This window comes from Paraburkholderia sp. BL27I4N3 (genome assembly GCF_003386115.1).
Classification (GTDB): domain Bacteria; phylum Pseudomonadota; class Gammaproteobacteria; order Burkholderiales; family Burkholderiaceae; genus Paraburkholderia.
Window position 1 is genome coordinate 8,057,921 of sequence record NZ_QREJ01000001.1, and the last position, 18,299, is coordinate 8,076,219.

Annotated in this window: 12 protein-coding genes; 8 read left to right on the plus strand and 4 right to left on the minus strand. The window is 58.8% G+C overall.

Annotation, left to right across the window (positions count from 1 at the left end):
• Position 1: 1 nt before the first annotated feature.
• The 4 genes from B0G71_RS36580 (at position 2) to B0G71_RS36595 (ending at position 5,766) form a co-directional block, all read left to right on the plus strand.
• A complete protein-coding gene (locus B0G71_RS36580; protein WP_116148094.1) occupies positions 2-427 on the plus strand; it encodes a YeeE/YedE family protein in 426 nt (141 codons plus the stop codon).
• A 1,094-nt stretch (positions 428-1,521) separates the two neighbouring features.
• The gene (gene nuoN, locus B0G71_RS36585; RefSeq protein ID WP_116148096.1) at positions 1,522-2,991 is read left to right on the plus strand and encodes an NADH-quinone oxidoreductase subunit NuoN; all 1,470 of its coding nucleotides are present in this window, start codon (positions 1,522-1,524) and stop codon (positions 2,989-2,991) included.
• Between the two features lie 268 nt (positions 2,992-3,259).
• Positions 3,260-4,558, plus strand: coding sequence for a TAXI family TRAP transporter solute-binding subunit (locus B0G71_RS36590; RefSeq protein WP_116149202.1), 1,299 nt, complete (start codon positions 3,260-3,262; stop codon positions 4,556-4,558).
• A 461-nt stretch (positions 4,559-5,019) separates the two neighbouring features.
• Entirely contained in the window at positions 5,020-5,766 is a 747-nt protein-coding gene (locus B0G71_RS36595) for a carbonic anhydrase family protein (RefSeq protein WP_116148098.1), read from the plus strand.
• A gap of 115 nt (positions 5,767-5,881) precedes the next feature.
• Here B0G71_RS36595 and B0G71_RS36600 read toward each other — a convergent pair whose 3' ends face one another.
• Positions 5,882-7,468, minus strand: coding sequence for a phospholipase D family protein (locus B0G71_RS36600; protein ID WP_116148100.1), 1,587 nt, complete (start codon positions 7,466-7,468; stop codon positions 5,882-5,884).
• A gap of 732 nt (positions 7,469-8,200) precedes the next feature.
• On the opposite strand from B0G71_RS36600, the gene B0G71_RS36605 reads away from it, so the two are divergent.
• Complete coding sequence (locus B0G71_RS36605; RefSeq protein WP_116148102.1) at positions 8,201-8,875, plus strand: hypothetical protein; 675 nt, start codon at positions 8,201-8,203, stop codon at positions 8,873-8,875.
• A 124-nt stretch (positions 8,876-8,999) separates the two neighbouring features.
• Here B0G71_RS36605 and nhaA read toward each other — a convergent pair whose 3' ends face one another.
• From nhaA to gltS, 3 genes are all read right to left on the minus strand, one after another.
• On the minus strand, positions 9,000-10,214 hold the full coding sequence (gene nhaA, locus B0G71_RS36610) for a Na+/H+ antiporter NhaA (protein WP_116148104.1): 1,215 nt from the start codon (positions 10,212-10,214) through the stop codon (positions 9,000-9,002).
• A gap of 94 nt (positions 10,215-10,308) precedes the next feature.
• Positions 10,309-10,890: a YSC84-related protein gene (locus B0G71_RS36615; RefSeq protein ID WP_106284734.1), complete on the minus strand. Its 582-nt coding sequence runs from the start codon at positions 10,888-10,890 to the stop codon at positions 10,309-10,311.
• A gap of 1,045 nt (positions 10,891-11,935) precedes the next feature.
• A complete protein-coding gene (gene gltS, locus B0G71_RS36620; RefSeq protein WP_116148106.1) occupies positions 11,936-13,138 on the minus strand; it encodes a sodium/glutamate symporter in 1,203 nt (400 codons plus the stop codon).
• Between the two features lie 725 nt (positions 13,139-13,863).
• On the opposite strand from gltS, the gene B0G71_RS36625 reads away from it, so the two are divergent.
• From B0G71_RS36625 to B0G71_RS36635, 3 genes are all read left to right on the plus strand, one after another.
• Positions 13,864-14,886 carry a hypothetical protein gene (locus tag B0G71_RS36625; RefSeq protein WP_116148108.1) on the plus strand — a complete coding sequence of 341 codons (1,023 nt, stop codon included), beginning with the start codon at positions 13,864-13,866 and terminating at the stop codon, positions 14,884-14,886.
• Positions 14,887-15,158: 272 nt separating this feature from the next.
• Positions 15,159-16,772 carry a carboxylesterase gene (locus B0G71_RS36630; protein ID WP_116148109.1) on the plus strand — a complete coding sequence of 538 codons (1,614 nt, stop codon included), beginning with the start codon at positions 15,159-15,161 and terminating at the stop codon, positions 16,770-16,772.
• A gap of 445 nt (positions 16,773-17,217) precedes the next feature.
• Positions 17,218-18,195, plus strand: a complete 978-nt coding sequence (locus B0G71_RS36635; protein WP_116140668.1) for an IS5 family transposase — start codon at positions 17,218-17,220, stop codon at positions 18,193-18,195.
• Positions 18,196-18,299: the final 104 nt, after the last annotated feature.

Genomic DNA, 18,299 nt, shown 5'->3' on the forward strand with positions numbered 1-18,299 from the left:
CATGCTGATTCTCAACGCGCTGCTGGCCGGTCTGATATTCGCCACGGGACTGATCGTTTCCGGCATGGCCAACCCTGCGAAAGTGCTGGGCTTTCTCGATATCGCGGGCAACTGGGACCCGTCACTGGCGTTCGTCATGGCCGGCGCGATCGCAGTTGGCAGTGTCGGCTTCGCGATTGCACGCAGGCTCAAGCGGAGCCTGTTCAACGCGCCCATGTCGCTTCCTACCGCGACGCGCATTGACCGCCGCCTGCTTGCTGGCAGCGCCATGTTCGGTGCCGGCTGGGGCCTGGCAGGATTCTGCCCGGGACCGGCCCTCGTGAGCGCGGGCAGCGGCGAGTTTAAAGCGATGCTGTTCGTCATCGCCATGCTCGGCGGCATGAAGATTTTCGCTCTGGCCGAGCAACACGCTACCCAAATCAACTGACGGTAACCTCGCACACCTTCGCGTATACGGCCGCACGATGAGTTGAACGCGAAACGTTACGGCGGCCGTCTCATATCAGCCCGAATCCGGACGGCCAAGACGCTTGTCTGGGTGGCTGCATCGGCCCACTGTACGCATTCACGAAAGTCGCCCGAAAGCCGCCGCTGAAGATTTCAACGGCAGCCCTACAGCACCCTCATTGAGTTGGTGCTCTCGGCCATCAAGAGGCGCTCGACGATAGCGAGCGGCCGTCGGATCAGAATGCGGCAGCGGCGACTCGACGCGCGCCCGCTGGCTTCCCGCCACGTCGTTGCGAGGAATATCCGGGCGGGGGAGGCGGAGGTCAGAAAAACGTTTACATCCTCCTTCTCGCGGCTTACTTTGACCCGGGAGGATTCAAACCCCTCGAGCGTTTTGTTTTCGTCCGTCTGCGTGTTTTACTTAACGCCTTACCTACTTTGCGCCTACCGGGCTGCACCGGTTGAGATTAGTAGCCTGCGCGCGCAGTACGGTCACTACCCAGCCGACTACAAAACGATCATTGAGAGGTATCGCCAAGCACGGTTTGAGGACACAACTAACGCACTGGTTCAGTACCTCAGCGTGCGCAAAAGTCGTGGGGCGGGTTCAGTTTCCATCTGTACTTCGGTTATGTCGTGTGCTTGGCCATAAACGCCAAAGACAGTCCTGGCAGGTCTACAGAAAGCCAGTTACTGGGGTGTCGATCAGAGATCGGCAAGTGATGGCCTATCAGTCTGCAGACCATTCGGCCGACGGCGTGGATCTGCGCGTGCGCGACATGTGCAGAAGAGTGATCGGCAGATTCGATACCCCCGCTAACTTGAATTGACAGGGCAAGTTAACTTCGGACTAACGTGGCGTGTCATGGAAGATGCTCGCACATACCCCGCGAATAACTTTCGCTAATTGCGGCACCAATGCGCGGGGGCGCCCACGGCATTGGACGGATTGAAAAGCCTTCAGGCCAAAGCCGAGTGCATGGCGAGAGTGTCCGGGCGAACAGGCCCCAACTCCTCGTTAAGCAATTCGCATGCGGCTGAATCGACTCCAACTTGCTAAGAGCCATATAGATCATGCAAAACGCACATATGCTGCTGCCTGACGCACTCGTAGTGCTCGGCTTCGTGATCGCCTCGCGGGTAGGAGATTTCTGCTCCGAAGCAACGAACCGGCGTCTTACTTACCTCATCGCGCTCGTGTCGTCGACGGCGGCAGGCGTTTGGTTCGCAATCCAATCGTCCGATCCGCACCACTACTATTTTTTCTCACGGATGATCGTGATTGATCCATTCGCCAGCGTGATGAAGGCAACCGTTTCGCTTGGCTTCGCGGTCTCGCTCGTCTATTCGCGCAGATATCTTGAAGATCGCGGCCTGTTTCGCGACCACGTGTTCCTGCTCGGCATGTTCTCGCTGCTCGGCCAGTTGGTCATGATCTCGGGCAACCACTTCCTGATGTTGTACCTCGGTCTTGAACTGATGTCGCTGTCGTTGTACGCAATGGTTGCACTACGCCGCGACGTCGCGCAATCGAGCGAAGCGGCGATGAAGTACTACGTGCTTGGTGCACTGGCCACGGGTTTCCTGCTTTACGGCATCTCGATGCTCTATGGTGCGACCGGCTCGCTCGAACTGAACCAGGTGCTGAAGGCGGTTGCCTCGGGCCACATCGACGACGTCGTGCTGCTGTTCGGTGTGGTCTTCATCGTCGCGGGCGTTGCATTCAAGATGGGCGTGGTGCCGTTCCACATGTGGGTGCCGGACGTCTATCAGGGCGCGCCGACCGCGATGACGCTGTTCGTCGGCGGCGGTCCGAAGGTCGCGGCGTTCGCGTGGGGTCTGCACTTCCTGGTGATGGGGCTGCTGCCGCTCGCCGTCGGCTGGCAGGAAATGCTGGTGATTCTCGCGGCGTTGTCGATGATCGTCGGCAACATCACGGGTATCGTTCAACGCAACGTGAAGCGAATGCTCGCCTACTCGACGATCTCGAACATGGGCTTCGTGCTACTTGGCCTGCTGTCCGGCGTGGTGGACGGCAACGCGGGTTCGGCGGCAAGCGCCTACGGTTCGGCGATGTTCTACAGCATCATCTATCTGGTGACGACACTCGGCTCGTTCGGCGTGTTGATGCTGCTTGCGCGCCGCAATTTCGAAGCTGACACGCTCGACGACTTCAAGGGTCTCAACCAGCGCAGCCCGGTGTCTGCATTCGTGATGATGGTGATGATGTTCTCGCTCGCCGGCATACCACCGACAGTCGGCTTCTACGCGAAGCTCGCCGTGCTCGAAGCGACGATGAACGCGGGCCTCACGTGGCTCGCGGTGCTGGCCGTGGTGACGTCGCTGTTCGGCGCGTTCTACTACCTGCGTATCGTGAAGTTGATGTATTTCGACGACCCGCAAGACACATCGCCGATCTCGGCCGGCGCCGGTAACCGCACGCTGCTCGCGCTGAACGGTGTGGCCGTGCTGGTGCTGGGTATTGTGCCGGGTCCGCTGATGACGGTCTGCCTGCAGGCAATCACGCATACGCTGCCGCTCTGACGTCGGCGGCGGGCTGGTTCATCTTGCTGTTGCGGGCGGTCGGCGTCAACCGGCCGCTCCTGACAACGTCAAGTGGAGGCATTCGAGACCACGCAGTCCCGCTGTTGCAAAAGATTTCAACAATCTCTCCGCAGCGTTACGGGCGACTGTCGGCAACGCAGTCACTTAAACGCTTGCCCCGAGTCCACCCCGGCAAGAGAGGCCTGACGAGAGAGGGGCAACGATGCCCAAGCAGAACCCAGCGCTTCAACGCACCCAGAAGTCCCCCATGACACCGGGGCGCCGGCGGCTTCTCGTCATTTGCGTAACAGTGCTGCTGGCCGCGCTAGGCTGGGCGCTGGTGACAATGCTCAAACCTGCCATCCAGCGCACGATAGTCATTACCACCGGAGCGGACCAAGGTATCTACCGTAGCTTTGCCGATCGCTATGCCCCCATCCTGAAGCGCGAAGGCATCACGCTCGATATCCGCAGTTCTTCCGGTTCGGTCGAAAACTATCAGCGGCTGACGAATCCGGACAGCGAATACGAAGTGGGTTTTATCCAATCGGGCACCACCAGTCCGAAAGCAACAGACCACCTGCAGACCATCGCCGCCGTCTCATACGAACCGATCTGGGTGTTCTTTCGTGGCGACATTACCGTCAACAGGCTGTCACAACTGCGCGGCAAGAGGATCGCCATAGGCGTTCCCGGCAGCGGCCTGCTTCACGTCTCCCGGGCATTGCTCGGCTATAGCGGCGTCACTGGCGACAACACCACGCTGCTGGAAATGGACGCCACCAAGGCATATGAAGGCCTCGAAACTGGCCAACTGGATGCTGCTTTCTTTATTGGCAGGCCCGACGCTGCGATGCAGAAAAGGCTGCTGAACAGCGATCTGAAGCTGATGAGTTTTGCCCAGGCCGATGCGCTGGTGCAGAAATTCCCGTCCCTGTCGAAAGTTATTTTCCCCCGCGCCTCAACCAGCATCGTCGACGATCTGCCTCGGTCTGATGTCACCCTGCTGGCCGCCACGGCTCTGCTCGTGTCCAAAGATACCCTGCACCCGGCCCTGGTCTACCTGCTGCTGGATGCAGCGAGAACCGTCCACGGCGGTGAAGACTACTTCACGCCGCTGGGCGCGTTCCCCAATCTGACCACTGAGGAATTTCCCATTTCCGACGAAAGCGTGCGCTATTTCAGATCGGGTCGCCCCTTCCTGCAGCGCTACCTTCCATTCTGGCTCGCCAGTCTCATCGAAAGGCGGCTGCTGATCCTGCTCCCCTTCATGGCCCTTGTGCTAGGCCTGCTGCAGGCATTGCCGCGTATGCTGGAGGCGCGGATAAGAAGACGGCTTGTGGTCTGGTATCGCGAAATAAAATCGCTGGAAGACGAAATATGGAGAAACAGACAACCCACCCCAGACCATATTGCGAGATGGCGCGATGAAATCGAGAACATTGATGCGCATGCCAGCCAGATACGTATTCCGTATCGTTATTTTCAGGACGTTTATGCCCTCAAACAGGCGATCGGCGTCGTGCGGAACCGGATTTCCCAGGTTGGTGAGAAGGTGAAGGAATAGCTGGGCCGCGACAATTGATCGGCAGAGGCGTTGGTTCAGCGATCGAACCATCGATGCTGCAGCGCAAGCGATGCAGCTTTGTAGTCGCCGCCCACGCTCGTCACCAGTCCTTTCGGCAATGTCAGTTTCGCCGACCAGCCGGCTGCAATCGGCACCGAGACTGTCAGCCGATCACGTAACGCACAGGTCGTCCGACGCCTGGCGTAGTTCCAGATATCGCATATTGGCGGTGAATCCTCCGCTATCGGACCAAAGTCCAATAGCGCTCGAGCCTCACGGCGAATACCCTGTACAAAGGACATTGTGCCGCCCAGGGAAAAACACCAAACGAAAAGATGTTTATCGCCTACCAGCGCGAGCGGCCTGGCCATATGAGCGAGCCGAAGGCATGGGCGCATTCGAAGCCCAATGCTGACGCTGGCTTATACAGCGCGTTAGTTTGCCAGAATGGAGCATGAATCATGTGTGACACATGTGAGCCTCTTCTGCCCGGCAACGGTTCCGGCCGTCGGAATTTGCTTAAGTTCACCGGCACGGCAGTCGCGCTCGGGCTTGCTGGCGGCGCCCTCGTTGCGAGTCCCGCGCACGCCGACGCTTTGACCAGGGAGCAGCGCGACAGCATGACGCCAGAGCAGATCATCGAGGCAATGAAGCGAGGTAACGCGCGCTTCCGGCGGGGCGAGAGGAAAGCACGCAATTACCTGAATGAACAGAGGGCGAGTGCCAGCGGACAGTATCCGGCAGCCGTGCTCCTCAGTTGTATCGATTCGCGCGCGCCGGCTGAAGTGATCATGGATCTCGGCATCGGTGATATCTTCAACTGCCGTGTTGCCGGCAATGTTGAAAACAACGACATCCTGGGTAGCATGGAGTTCGCGTGCAAGCTTGCTGGCGCAAAGGTAGTGCTCGTGATGGGTCACACAGCGTGTGGCGCGATCAAGGGAGCCATTGCCAATGCCGAGCTCGGCAATCTGACCGGATTGCTGGACAAGATCAAGCCCGCGGTGCAGGCGACGACCTACAACGGTGATCGTTCCGCGACGAACTATGATTTCGTGGACGCGGTGGCGCGCAAGAACGTCGAATTGACATTGGCGAACATTCGTAAGGATAGCCCGGTGCTTGCGGAGCTTGAAGCCAAAGGCACGATCAAGATCGCTGGCGCGATGTATAACCTGAAAACCGGCGCTGTGGAGTTTCTCAGTTGATCTTCATTGATTCCGCACGACGCGGTGCAATAGTGCCATTGAAATTGCGAGGCTGCGGAGAGGTCGCACGAGTTGCGACTCCGGCAACAGGGCCCGGGCATAGATGCCGTTCCGTCTACAAGAGAGATTCGATTGGCAGGATTGAAAGAAACCAGACCCCCAGACGGCGCAGCCAGGTCGTGTTGGGCTCCGTGTCATAGCGCACTTCCATCCCATTCTCCCGCTTCAGCCAGTAGAGTCTCCCGTCGGCATCGAGGCGCGTCAAATAGGCGACTTGTGGTACGAGTGACACGAAGATGGATGCGATCCGGCTCGCAAGCGGTGCGCTGTCTATAACGAAGCCCAACTCGGTATTCAGATGGGCCGACCGCTGATCAAAATTGAATGATCCAACAAAGACGCGGCTGCTGTCCACTACGAAGGTCTTTGCGTGCAGGCTCGACCCCGAGCTGCCGAATATGCCGGCATGCTCCTCACTTTTGTGTTCGACGCCAGGCAATCGTCGCAATTCGTACAGCTCCACCCCCGACTCGATCAGTTCGACACGACGGGTCATATAACCGGAATGAACCGCTGTCACGTCGGTGGCTTCAAGTGAATTGGTTAGCACGCGCACGGCGACGCCGCGACGAGCGAGCCCGGTGAAATATGCCGTTCCGGCCACGCCCGGAACGAAATACGGAGACACCAGATCCAGTTCATGCATCGGGTCGCCGAGAATTTCCCGAAACTGATGCACGACGCTCGTCTCAGACGGCGCCTGGCTTAGAGCTTTTGCCGGGTCGTCGCTGACCATCTGTGTTCTCGCCCATTCCAGTGGTAGCGTGCCATCAAGCAGTTGCTGCACGATCGGTGCATCACGCAGGGCGTCCAGGTAGGCGGCGGCCGTCGAGTCACTTTCGACTGCTCGAACTTTCCGGTCCAGTTCATCGGGCTTGTCGCTGGCGGCACGATGTACGATAAGGTCGACCGGATATGACGATCCGCTCGCCCAGTACCGGTCGAACTCATTTGCGACATCGGCTGAAATCGGGCCTACTGCCAGTACATCGAGGTCGGCGAAAACGATGCCATCGGTGGCGCCGAAGTATTCGTCGCCGATATTGCGTCCGCCGACGATCGTTACGGCGCCGTCGGCGGTGAATGACTTGTTGTGCATGCGACGGTTGACACGCGAAAAATCCGTCAGGAAGCCGATGAACTTCGGCTTGCGGATGACGAACGGATTGAACAACCGGACCTCGATGTTTGGATGCGTCTGAAGCGCGGCCAGCGTGCCATCGAGTGAAGACGATATACCGTAGTCGTCCAGCAGCAGGCGTACGCGTACGCCGCGATCGGCGGCAGCACGCAATGCATCGAGCAGGAGCGTGCCCGTGAGATCACTTCGCCAGATGTAATATTGGACGTCCAACGTACGCTCAGCCGTGCGAATTAGCTCCATGCGCGCAGCGAAGGCTGCACGCGGGTCCGCCAGCGGATGAATGCCGGCCAGATCATGGTGAGCAGCAAGCTCATGAGCGGTAGAACGCCCAAGCGTTGTGGCCTGCGCCTCTGCGTTGCTTATTGCCGTCGATGGCGTGCGGCTTTCAAGCGGTGGCAACGCGCAACCGCATAGCGCGGCCGCGCAAACGACATTCAATGAAACGACAATAAGCGACCTTTGGAAGAAGCCGGGTGCAAAGTGTCTCGGCAATGGCATGGCTTAACCGGGCTCTGCGGACAAACAAATGGGACTTCATCTTTTCCTGAGCCGCAAGAGGAATCTGAGCGATTGGAACGCCGGGGAAAGTGTTCGCTCATTCATCTTTTTCACGGAAAACTCCCTTTCACTTCAGGTCCGTACAGGGAAATGCCGTGTCAGACAGGGCCTTGTTTTTGTCACGGGGCAGCTTGCAAGTCGTCATTTCCTTTCTTGAGGCTTTCTTTCACGCGGTCTTGAGGCCCACTTTTACGTTATAGGCCTGTTTGACAATGCTTGCCATGCTCCGCGGGGCGGATCGGCAGTACAACTCGGAACAACTGCCCCTTCTTGCTGACGTGAGAACCAATTTGTCTTAACGCCATTTCGCGTACAGCTTTCCGCTGTAGTGTCGCGAACATCTTTTTTTGCAAGACTCTCGCATTTGAAATCGACAGGCCGATGGCGCGTGGAAAACTCTGCCGCTCCCTGTCCAGATGTGACGGGCTTGTGCAGCAAGTGCATTAAGCGATTCCATACGGTGGCTGCCGGCTTACAAAAAATATGAGAGGCAGCGCCAACGGAGAGTCGCGACCCCGGTAGATAGATTGGGCCGGACGCCGTGACAAGGCCTGAGAATGGCAGAATTTCTGATCGCCAGTCCTTGTGCAGACGGGCCTTCGCGGCTACAACCTGAGTGTGCCCGATACATGGGCCCTTGCTGTATCCATGGTTGTATCAGGGAGAATGCTTATGCTCGATGTCTTGAAGAGCGGGGCAGTTGCAGCCCGATTGGCTACCGGTGACTGGATTGCCATGACACTAACCATCGGAAAGCTGCATGGACGCGCTGTATTGCTTCTGGCGTTGTCGACAGCGGCGGCACTACCCGGTTCGAGTTTTTCGTTCGGTGCGGAGCCGGTGGGCACCAACGTGACTACCCGTGAAATCTGCATACCTAAAGGAACATATCCGACGGCGGGTGGTGGCACGACGGTTTTCTCGCACGAAAAGACCTGCTTTAGCCGTCCCGCGATTGACACCTACGCTTGGGAGAAGAAGAGCGCGCGGATAAAAAAAGGCGCGCCCGACGCCTTCAGCGGATTACGAATCGTGATGTACGATTACCACGACGCGCTTTACCACTGTGCCAAGCGGCGTATGCGGCTGCCTACGCTTGATGAACTGAAGGCACTCTTTGCCTATACGAACGCGCATGGCAGTCCGGGTGGAGGAAGCCATAATGCAATCGTCGCGTCAAAAGACGACTCGCGTTATGAGGGTGGTATCTATGCTTGGGGCGGTTCCAGCCCGTATTGGTCGCATACGCTTGCAGGGAACCGCATGCACAAGGTAGTGAATCTGGCCGACGGTCGGGTGAGCATCCGGCACGATCCGCAACCAAACTACGTATCGTGTGTACGTTAAAGAAATTAGCGCGCTACTTGCAGACGGTCTTGCCCCGCGTCGCATGACTGAAGGTCGCAGATGTGCGGAACTGGCGCCGCGCGCCCTCTCGCGGCTGACACGTAACCGTCAAAGTGCAGAACGCTCATACCGCACTTTGCGGCGATTCCGCCAGGGAAGGCTTCGATCCGAAGCTCAGAAGGAGGCACCCGGCAATCCCGGAAAGTAATGAGCCGACGATGACGCCCAGCCGGACAGGAGTGAAGAATTCGGCTCCTTCGAAGGCGAGGGAACCGATGAACAGACTCATCGTGAAGCCGACGCCGCATAATGAGGCGACGCCAGCGAATTGTCGCCAGCTTGCCCCTTCGGGAAGTTTTCCCAGCCCGACAGCGATGAGTGCTGCACCTGCACCATATACACCGACGAGCTTGCCGACAAAAAGACCCGCCGCAATGCCGAGTGGCAGCGGCGCCGACAGCGCAGCAAGGGTAACGCCGGCAAACGATACGCCGGCGTTTGCAAACGCAAAGACAGGCAGTACCGCGAAGGCGACCCACGGGTGCAGGCCGTGTTCAAGCTGATGCAGGGGAGCTTGTCCCTTGGCGTCCTTCGTCTTCAAGGGTATGGCGAACGCGAGTGCGACGCCCGCAAGCGTTGCGTGAACACCGGACTTCAGAACGAATACCCACAGGACGATTCCGGTGAGAATATAGGGCGCAAGGCGCGTAACCCTTTGCCGGTTCAGCGCAATCAGGACCGCGATGGCGCAGGCCGCCAGAAAGAGCATTGCAAGCGAAAGATCAGCGGTATAGAAGAGCGCAATGATAACGATGGCCCCGAGGTCGTCGGCTATCGCAACTGCGGTCAGAAATACTTTCAGCGACATCGGCACCCGGCGGCCGAGGAGGGAAAGGATGCCGAGCGCAAACGCGATGTCAGTTGCCGTCGGAATGGCCCAGCCGCGGAGGTTTGCCGCATCACCGCGGCAAATAAAGAAGAAAATGAATGCCGGCACCACCATGCCGCCAGCGCCGGCGACGACCGGCAGCACTACTTGCGCGGGCGTTGACAGTTCACCCTCGATCACCTCACGTTTCACTTCGAGGCCGACCAGAAGAAAGAAGATGGCCATCAATCCGTCGTTAATCCAGAGCAGTAGTGGCTTTCCGATGTGGAACGACCCGAACCGGATCTCGACCGGAATGTTGAGCAAATGGTCATAGACCTGCCGAAGCGGAGAGTTGCTGAAGATCAAGGCGAGAAGCGCGGCGGCCGCGAGCAACAGGCCGCCGGCCGATTCCATTTTCAGGAAGTCGGAAAGGCCATCGGAAAGCTTGCGAGACGCATTGTGATTCATCGTGTCGGCTCGCGCATCGGCAGTTTCTCGTGAGGGTGAAGCCTGGGATAGAAGCGGGGTCGCGCATGCATGCCCCGGATCGCTGAGATTGCATTCAGATACTGAGTGGGCTCACCTTGGTTCCTGAAAGGGAAACGTCGGCCATCAGCCCCGAGTTGGTCAGCACAATTGCGTCAACAGCGGCGGTTGCCGTCGACGTATCGATTGTGCCGTTTGCGCCTATTTTCACAAGTGCAACTGACGCGTCAGTGCCAACCGACCATCCCTTGGCGCCGCGGAATTTCTGGAGTGCATCTTCCGTCATGAAAAGGAAGATGATCGCCTTGGATTGTGCGCCGGCTGTAAGACCGAACGAACCTGATACCGTACTGTAGTAGCCGACCGTGCGCTCGGCTACCCGCAGCGCACCTTCGCCATACTGTCCACCTACAACGAACCCGACCTGGAGAACTGAGGGAAACACCAGCACGCCTTGCGCTTTGGACACGAGCTCGCGCGCGCCCGGCACCGACGCGTAGAGTCGCGATATCGTTCCATCAACGCTTGCGTCAATCGACTGACGCTTTGAAGCGTCAGTCGCCTCACTCCTGGTCCCACTCGGAGTCGTGGTGCATCCCGCCAGGAGTAGACCGGTGATGCCGGTCGCGGTGTGCAGCAGAAAATTACGTCGTTGCATGTCATCCTCCATTGCAATTCCCGCCGTCGTTTCCTATTGATCGGTTTGATGGCGCTGGTTGAGTCGCCGCGCCTCCCGGGCAGAGGCGTATTGCAGCGCGCTACCGATCGGTCGGTGCTGCGGATGCAGGTCGTCTCTGCCGCGCAATCTGCCCGCAGGCGCTATGGCCTACGAACAGCACGCATGTGAATAGCGTTAAGCCCCGGTCTAGATGTCAGCGTCTGGCGAGTGCGCACCCGCTAAAAAGACGAATGACCTTGCCTCATCTCGGAGCACTTCGTACGTTCATTACGTGCATTCCCGGTCTTCGTATGCACGGCGTGAAACAGTGCACTACGGGCGGCTGTTGAACAGCGCCACATGAACAGGCTGCGCAGTATAACGTCTCGATCTCGGCGTTCATTGGTCGGACAACATTGAAGCAATTTGAGCGCTGCTATTTCGGCAGCTACGAATACCGGCCAAGGCGTCGCCTCCCGTTTGTCGGCGGCCATGACAGGCCGGCTGCGAGCTTCCGCCTGATGGCATCATGTCATACGGTCCGGATGCCGAGAAAGTGGACTTTGGTCCTAGGTGTATACACGCGTTCGAGGGAAGGTTTCTGGCTAATCCTTTTCGCGACGCAAGGTTGTGGTCTCAGGGATGATCGTGATTTTTCGCCAGCGCTCGACCCTGCTCGCCGCTCGCATTCGACGTGACGGGGCGTGTCGTGCAGATCGCACGTGAAGGAACAGGTCGCGGTGATTCAGGCCCAGATTGCGATGTTTCGCGCGATGGGAGGTGGTTGGCAGATGCCCGGGAGTGTTGCACAGGTAGCGCATCCCCGATGAGTGCAAAAACATCGCTGCTTGCTCTGACGCCCTCCTGGACGAAGTACAGCACGAAACGCGAGCGGGCAGAGCGTCTCACGAAAGAGAGGTGCGGCGGCAGGACGCGCCCCCGCGGAACAGACGAATCCGGCTATCACGCCCGGTTGGCAAGCGGACCTTTTCAACGAACGCTCCGGTCTCGCATCGCGTCCGGATGAGCGGCCGAGAGACGGACTTTAGCCATAAATAGGGAGCAGCAGAAACAACTTGATGACGATCGCGTTGGCGATATCGATAAAAAATGCGCCCACCATCGGTACAACCAGAAAGGCGAGATGCGATGGGCCGAACCGTTCTGTAATAGCCTGCATGTTGGCGATGGCAGTCGGCGTGGCGCCGAGGCCGAAACCACAGTGTCCGGCGGCCAGCACGGCCGCGTCATAGTTGCGGCCCATCACGCGAAAGGTGATGAAAATCGCGTACATCGCCATTGCGATGGCCTGCATGACCAGAATCGCGAGGAGTGGTAGTGCAAGCGAGGCGAGATCCCATAGGCGTAGGCTCATCAGCGCAATGGCGAGAAAAAGCCCGAGGCTAACATTGCCAAGCAGCGACACCGCGAGCTCGAATGGCTGATATAGACCGCGCACGGCAAGCGCGTTGCGCAGGATGACGCCGATAAACAGGACGCACACGAACGTCGGCAGCTCGAACGCTGTGCCAGCAATCCACGATGCGAGTGCCGAACCAACGGCAAGGCAAACGGCTATGAGCGCAACTGTTTCGATTACGGCCTCTGCCGTGATCGGCCGTACTGCCTTTGGCTGTTCGAAGCCTGCTGTGCCAGCGACATCAGGTTCCGGGCTGAGGGAAAGACTGTACCGGCTGATGAGAAAACGCGCGACCGGTCCACCGATCAATCCGCCGAGGATCAGGCCGAACGTTGCGCAGGCAATCGCAATCTCCGTTGCCGAGGCAAGCCCGTGACGCTCCGCAAAAACCTTCGCCCACGCCGCTCCGGTTCCGTGTCCGCCGGATAGGGTCACCGATGCGCCGAGCAGACCGAGAAGGCGGTCTTGCCCCAACGCCCAGGCCAATCCGATGCCAAGCGCATCCTGCATCACGAGCAGTCCGACCACGACACCGAGAAAGACGATCAACGCACGGCCGCCGGCCTTCAGTCCGGCCAGATCGGCATTAAGGCCGATGGTGGCAAAGAAGGTGAGCATGAGAGGCGCCTGAAGCGTCGTGTCGAACCGCACTTCAATTCGCAAGCTGCTGCGTAACGCAAACACGAGTAACGCGACCAGCAGGCCGCCAACCACCGGTTCGGGGATCGTATAAGTTCGAAGCACACGGATCCGGGCAAGAATCTGGCGACCGAGCAGAAGCACCAGGGCGGCAGCCATCAGCGTTTCCTGCGTGTCGAGCCTGAACATGACCCACCCCCAGTCGGGAGGATGCTCACACGAACCCATACGGTGTGTCGGCGAGTGAACGATTTCACGCAAAGCCCGTCAGGCAACCGGTAATACCCAATAGTGCCGTGCCAACGATCACGCCGAGACGGAGCGGTGTGACATGTTCGCGTCTTCGAAAGTGAGAGCGCCGATAACTTGCCTTTTGATAAAAGCGACTCGTCGCAGTGCAGCGACGCAAGCACACTGGTGGGGAGGAATTGACCTTCTACAAAATGATAATAGGCGGCGCGTGTACCCATTGATACCCATTTTTTGTCGCCGAAGGAGTCGGCATTCAGCCGCCAGGAGTCGCAGTTTGATCAGTCGGCGCGCGGTCATGTCGACGCGGATTGCCGCCATTCGCCAACGCCCTGCTGAGACGAATGCGACGGGGGCAGTTTGCGTTTGCGGGTAACCCAGTATCGCGAAAGAAAGTTCGTTAGCAGGAAAGGGCCGTGGCATCATGGTTGAACGGCTCGGGAAAAGAGCGGGTATCCGGACATCCGGGCGAAAACTGAACAGGGACATGGCTCCCATAGGGTTAGTAGAAGACAGGCGTTCGCTCTGGCTCGGGTACGTTCGATTCTCATTCAATACAAGTCATCAGCGCCGGTTCACGCCGAAGTGTGGACTCCCGCTGCGTGAGACGGTCAGCGTAAGTCTCCGCGTGATGTTTTAGCGGTCTCGGACAAGGTAGGGCCAGCATGAGCGTGTTCAACTGGTTGTTTAGACGCGAACCACCGCCCGGTGAAGCTACCGCGCGAGAGACGCGTGAAGCGCTTGATCGAATCCTCAACCTGGCTCCGCAACTGCGGCTGGTGACGAACCATGCGGCGAGACTGGCACCGGCCATCAGATGTGCGTTGGAATATGTGCGCGATCTGACCGAAGATGTCCCAATCGCGCGCGAGGCGAGCGCCGCGGCGTGGTCATCGGACCCACACATTCACGCGTTCTTTGCGGTGTCGGAGGATGTCACCCGCGCGCTGAGTCGCTCGGCCGAACTGCGTGCGTACTTTGACCGAAATGCACTGGATCGCGAGGCGTTTGTTTTGCTTGGTATGGCAATGACCGAGCGCCGCACCCTGGGCGTCGCGCAGCACGGCGATGCTGTACGTACCGACGTTGAGCGAACGACGGTCAGTTTTGGCGATCATCAGGTGCGCGTGTGCGAACGCAATGAATCGGAGTTGCGTGACGAAATTGTGTTGCGGGTCGTGGAGCAACTCGCGCTTGAAGCGCTCGACCGGATCGCCGCCGATGTATCGCGCCGTGGCCTGCTGGAACAGGAACGTGCGCTGCTGAATACGCGACTCATGCTTCTAGGGCGGCAGGGCAAGGGAATGAATTCACTTCTGGACGGTAACCGGTTGTCGGGTGTCGGAGAGATGGCTGCCTTGCAGGCGCAGCTCGAGGAGAACAACCGCAAACTGGCTGGCCTTGGGCTAAAGACCGACGCACTGGAGCGGGAGATCAGCATGGTATGCGAGATGCTGACGTCGCCCGGTCCTTACATTCAGGTGGAAAAGAGGACGCTGCGTCTTGACCGGACGAACGTGATCGTGGACGACGACCATCAGCGTGAAAGTACCGAGATCCAGGTTCATCTGGCGCGGGTGCCGGGTGCATTGCAGGAATCGCGTGCCTTCTGTCTGGTGCGTTTCGCGCGAAGCGATCTGCATGCGGTCCCACGCATGTCGGACGATGCAAACCGATGGCTTCTGTGACGCTCCAACACGTCATGCCGAACTCGCGACACGGGATGCGGCTGTACCTCGCGTCAGTCTGGAAAAGTCTTGCTGGGCGCCAATGGTTTTGGGCGCGACGATGTCGGCGTCGCCCTGTGGCGACAACGGCCACCGCCACGCTTGTGTCGTTCAAGCTTACGGCGATAGGCCCGGCGTAGTCGCTACAAGAAAGTGATTGCGTCAGTTGGACTGCAAACACCCTCATGCGCCTTATCGTCCAGATCGGGTTCATTGGGACGGGGTAGTTAAAAATGGAAACAGGCACTCGCTTTGTCAGGATATTGGTGCGAGCGTTGCTATTAATCGCCGCATTGTCTTCACTCCTGCTTGCCGTCCGTGCGTACGATTCGCGCACGGGGCCTCCGCTCGAACTCTGGCACACCTATGTACCCGAAGAATTGAGCGCTGGGCAAACCGATGGATCGGACTGGAACGCGTATCTCAGGCACGAAGACAGTCTTTTCGAGCAGGTGCGCCGGGAGGTCACGGACCGTTTGCCAGCATCGGCGCAGGTAATGTCGAATCGGTACTTTAAAAACAGTCCCATCTATCCGCCAGGTTTCGACCACGACTGGAACAGGTCATATGAGATGCTCCCGTCTGGAAAGCCCCTGGGCGCTGTCGTGCTGCTGCACGGTTTGACCGACTCTCCGTATAGTCTTCGGCATATTGCACGCATCTACGTCGCCCATGGGTTTGTTGCAATCGGAATTCGCCTGCCTGGTCACGGCACGGTGCCCGCCGGGCTGACCGATGTCGACTGGGAGACATGGATGGCGGCAACGCGGCTTGCGATGCGTGAAGCCAGACGTCGAGTCGGGCCGAATTGCCCATTAGAGATGGTCGGATTCTCGAATGGTGGTGCGCTCGCGATGAAGTATGCACTGGACAGCCTCGAAGATAGTCGGCTGGACCGGCCAGAACGGATCGTGCTGTTCTCACCGATGATTGGCATTACACGCTATGCGCGTTTTGCCGGTCTCGCGTCACTTCCGGCGCTATTGCCACCATTTGCAAAGGCTGCGTGGCTCGGGATCGTGCCTGAATTCAATCCATTCAAATACAACTCGTTTCCGGTTAATGGTGCAAGGCAATCGCACCGGCTGACAGTGGCATTGCAGGAGGAATTGGCTCGTCTTGCGAGAATAGGACAACTCGAGAAACTTCCGCCGGTATTAACCTTTCAATCCGTTATCGATTCCACGGTAAGCACACGCGCGATCCTGACCGCGATGTACGCGAATTTCCCATCAAACGGAAGCGAACTGGTACTGTTCGACGTGAACAGGCGGGCAAAGATGGGCCAGATACTTAATCCGGCATCACCACTGGCGCTATCACGCTTGGTACCGCGTTTTCCTGTGGCATACCGGCTCACGGTCATCGCCAATGCTCCGTCGGGCTCCGAGAACATGAAGGAACGCGTGGTCGAGCCGGGAAGCACTCAATGGCAAACACGCGAGCTTGACCTCGTCTACCCGCCGCAGGTGTTCTCACTGTCACATGTCGCCATTCCTTTTCCACCCGATGATCCATTGTATGGAACCCGCCAGGACGAGGAATCAGGCACGAAGTATGGCGCAGCACTCGGCACTCTCGTTCCACGCGGGGAGCGCGGAGGGCTGATTGTCAGTCTGGATACGCTCTTTCGGATCGCATCTAATCCGTTCTTTCCGTACGTTTTGACGCGACTCGACGCGACCATCGGCGAGCCCGTGCGGCGATCGGGCACGTCACGTCAGTCGTTCGATCGTTCGACGTCAACTTCGGCTGCGACGACTTCTGCAGATTCGCCGGGCATTCCAATGGACGGGCTGAGCGACGATGCGGTGACCGAGGAGGATCTGTCTGCAGCGACACCTTGACCGTCGCCGGCGCGGATTTGATCGGTAACGGCCGCTGTGTCGTAGAGGAAAACCGGAAGGTGGGCTTGAATCGATAGTTCGCGTACTGCGAGGCTACTGCTCGACGCAAACGTCTTCAGGGGCCGCAACCCTTACCTTATTTCTATCCCGAACGTACGGGGGGCCGGGCGAACCATCTTCGGCGAGGAAGCTTCACTGTCCGTCCTTCTTTATGGCGCCACTAAACCCAGCGGAAAACGCGCTCAATGGTCCCTTGAGTTCGAGGTCTTCGCTCAGTTGATTTCGAAACGCTTCTGCCCGCGTATGCTGGTGTCATTCGGTACGCCAACAGGTGTTTATAGCAATTCAAAGGGACCGTGACAAACTAAGGCAACGCTGATTAAGTCCGCCGATCCGGTACGTCAAGCGTTATAGAGATCGGATTGAATGAGGAAGGCGAACCAGGATGAAGCAGCAGACGCTGGCGATGGCAGCCGATCAAGGTGCGGGTTTTGAGACGCACCGCAAACGCACGCGGCGCGACGAGTTTCTCGACACGATGAATGCGATCGTGCCATGGGCGCAGTTGTGCGCGGTGATCGAGCCGCACTATCCGAAACGCGGCAATGGCCGCCCGCCAATTGGTCTGGAGCGCATGTTGCGGATTCACTTCATCCAGCACTGGTTCAATCTGGCCGACTTCGCCTGCGAAGAGGCACTGTACGACAGTGCTAGCCTGCGTCGCTTTGTGGGTATTGATCTGGGCTGCGAAGCCGTGCCGGACGCGACGACGCTGCTCAAATTCCGGCGCCTGCTGGAGACCCACCAACTGGGTGAGCAGCTCTTCGCCGAAGTGGGCCGGGTACTTCAGGCCAGCGGCATGAAGCTCAGGAGCGGCACCATCGTGGACGCCACGATCATCGGTGCGCCGAGCTCGACAAAGAATGAACAGAAGGCGCGCGACCCCGAGATGCATCAGACCCGCAAGGGTAAGCAGTGGTACTTCGGCATGAAGCTGCACATTGGTGTCGATAGCCAAAGCGGGCTGGCGCACAGCGCAGTGCTCACTCCGGCCAACGTGCATGACAAGCACCCGCTGCCGCAATTGCTGCACGGCCAGGAGCAGCGCGTCTACGGCGACAGCGCCTATGCGAGCCAGAAAGACCTGATTCACGGCAAGGCGCCGAAGGCACGCGACTTCACCAATCAGCGGACGCGTCGTGCGGGCGGAGAAGTCGACGAGGTGCAGCGCGGCAGGAATCGCAACAAGTCGAAGATCCGGGCCCGGGTCGAGCATGTCTTTGCGGTCGTGAAGCGACTATGGGGATTTACGAAGGTGCGCTATCGCGGGTTGGCAAAGAACGCCAACCGGGCGTTCGTCGCGCTCGCGCTGGCCAACGTCTACCTGTCGCGCAGGCAACTGACGGCATCGGTACGCCCATAGTGGGCCAAAGGCGGGCAAAGTGCCCGCCCACAAGGCCCGCGAGGGCCGCAAAGCAACGGCGCAAGCTCGGCCTCATGACTTGACGACGTTCAAATTGCTAACGC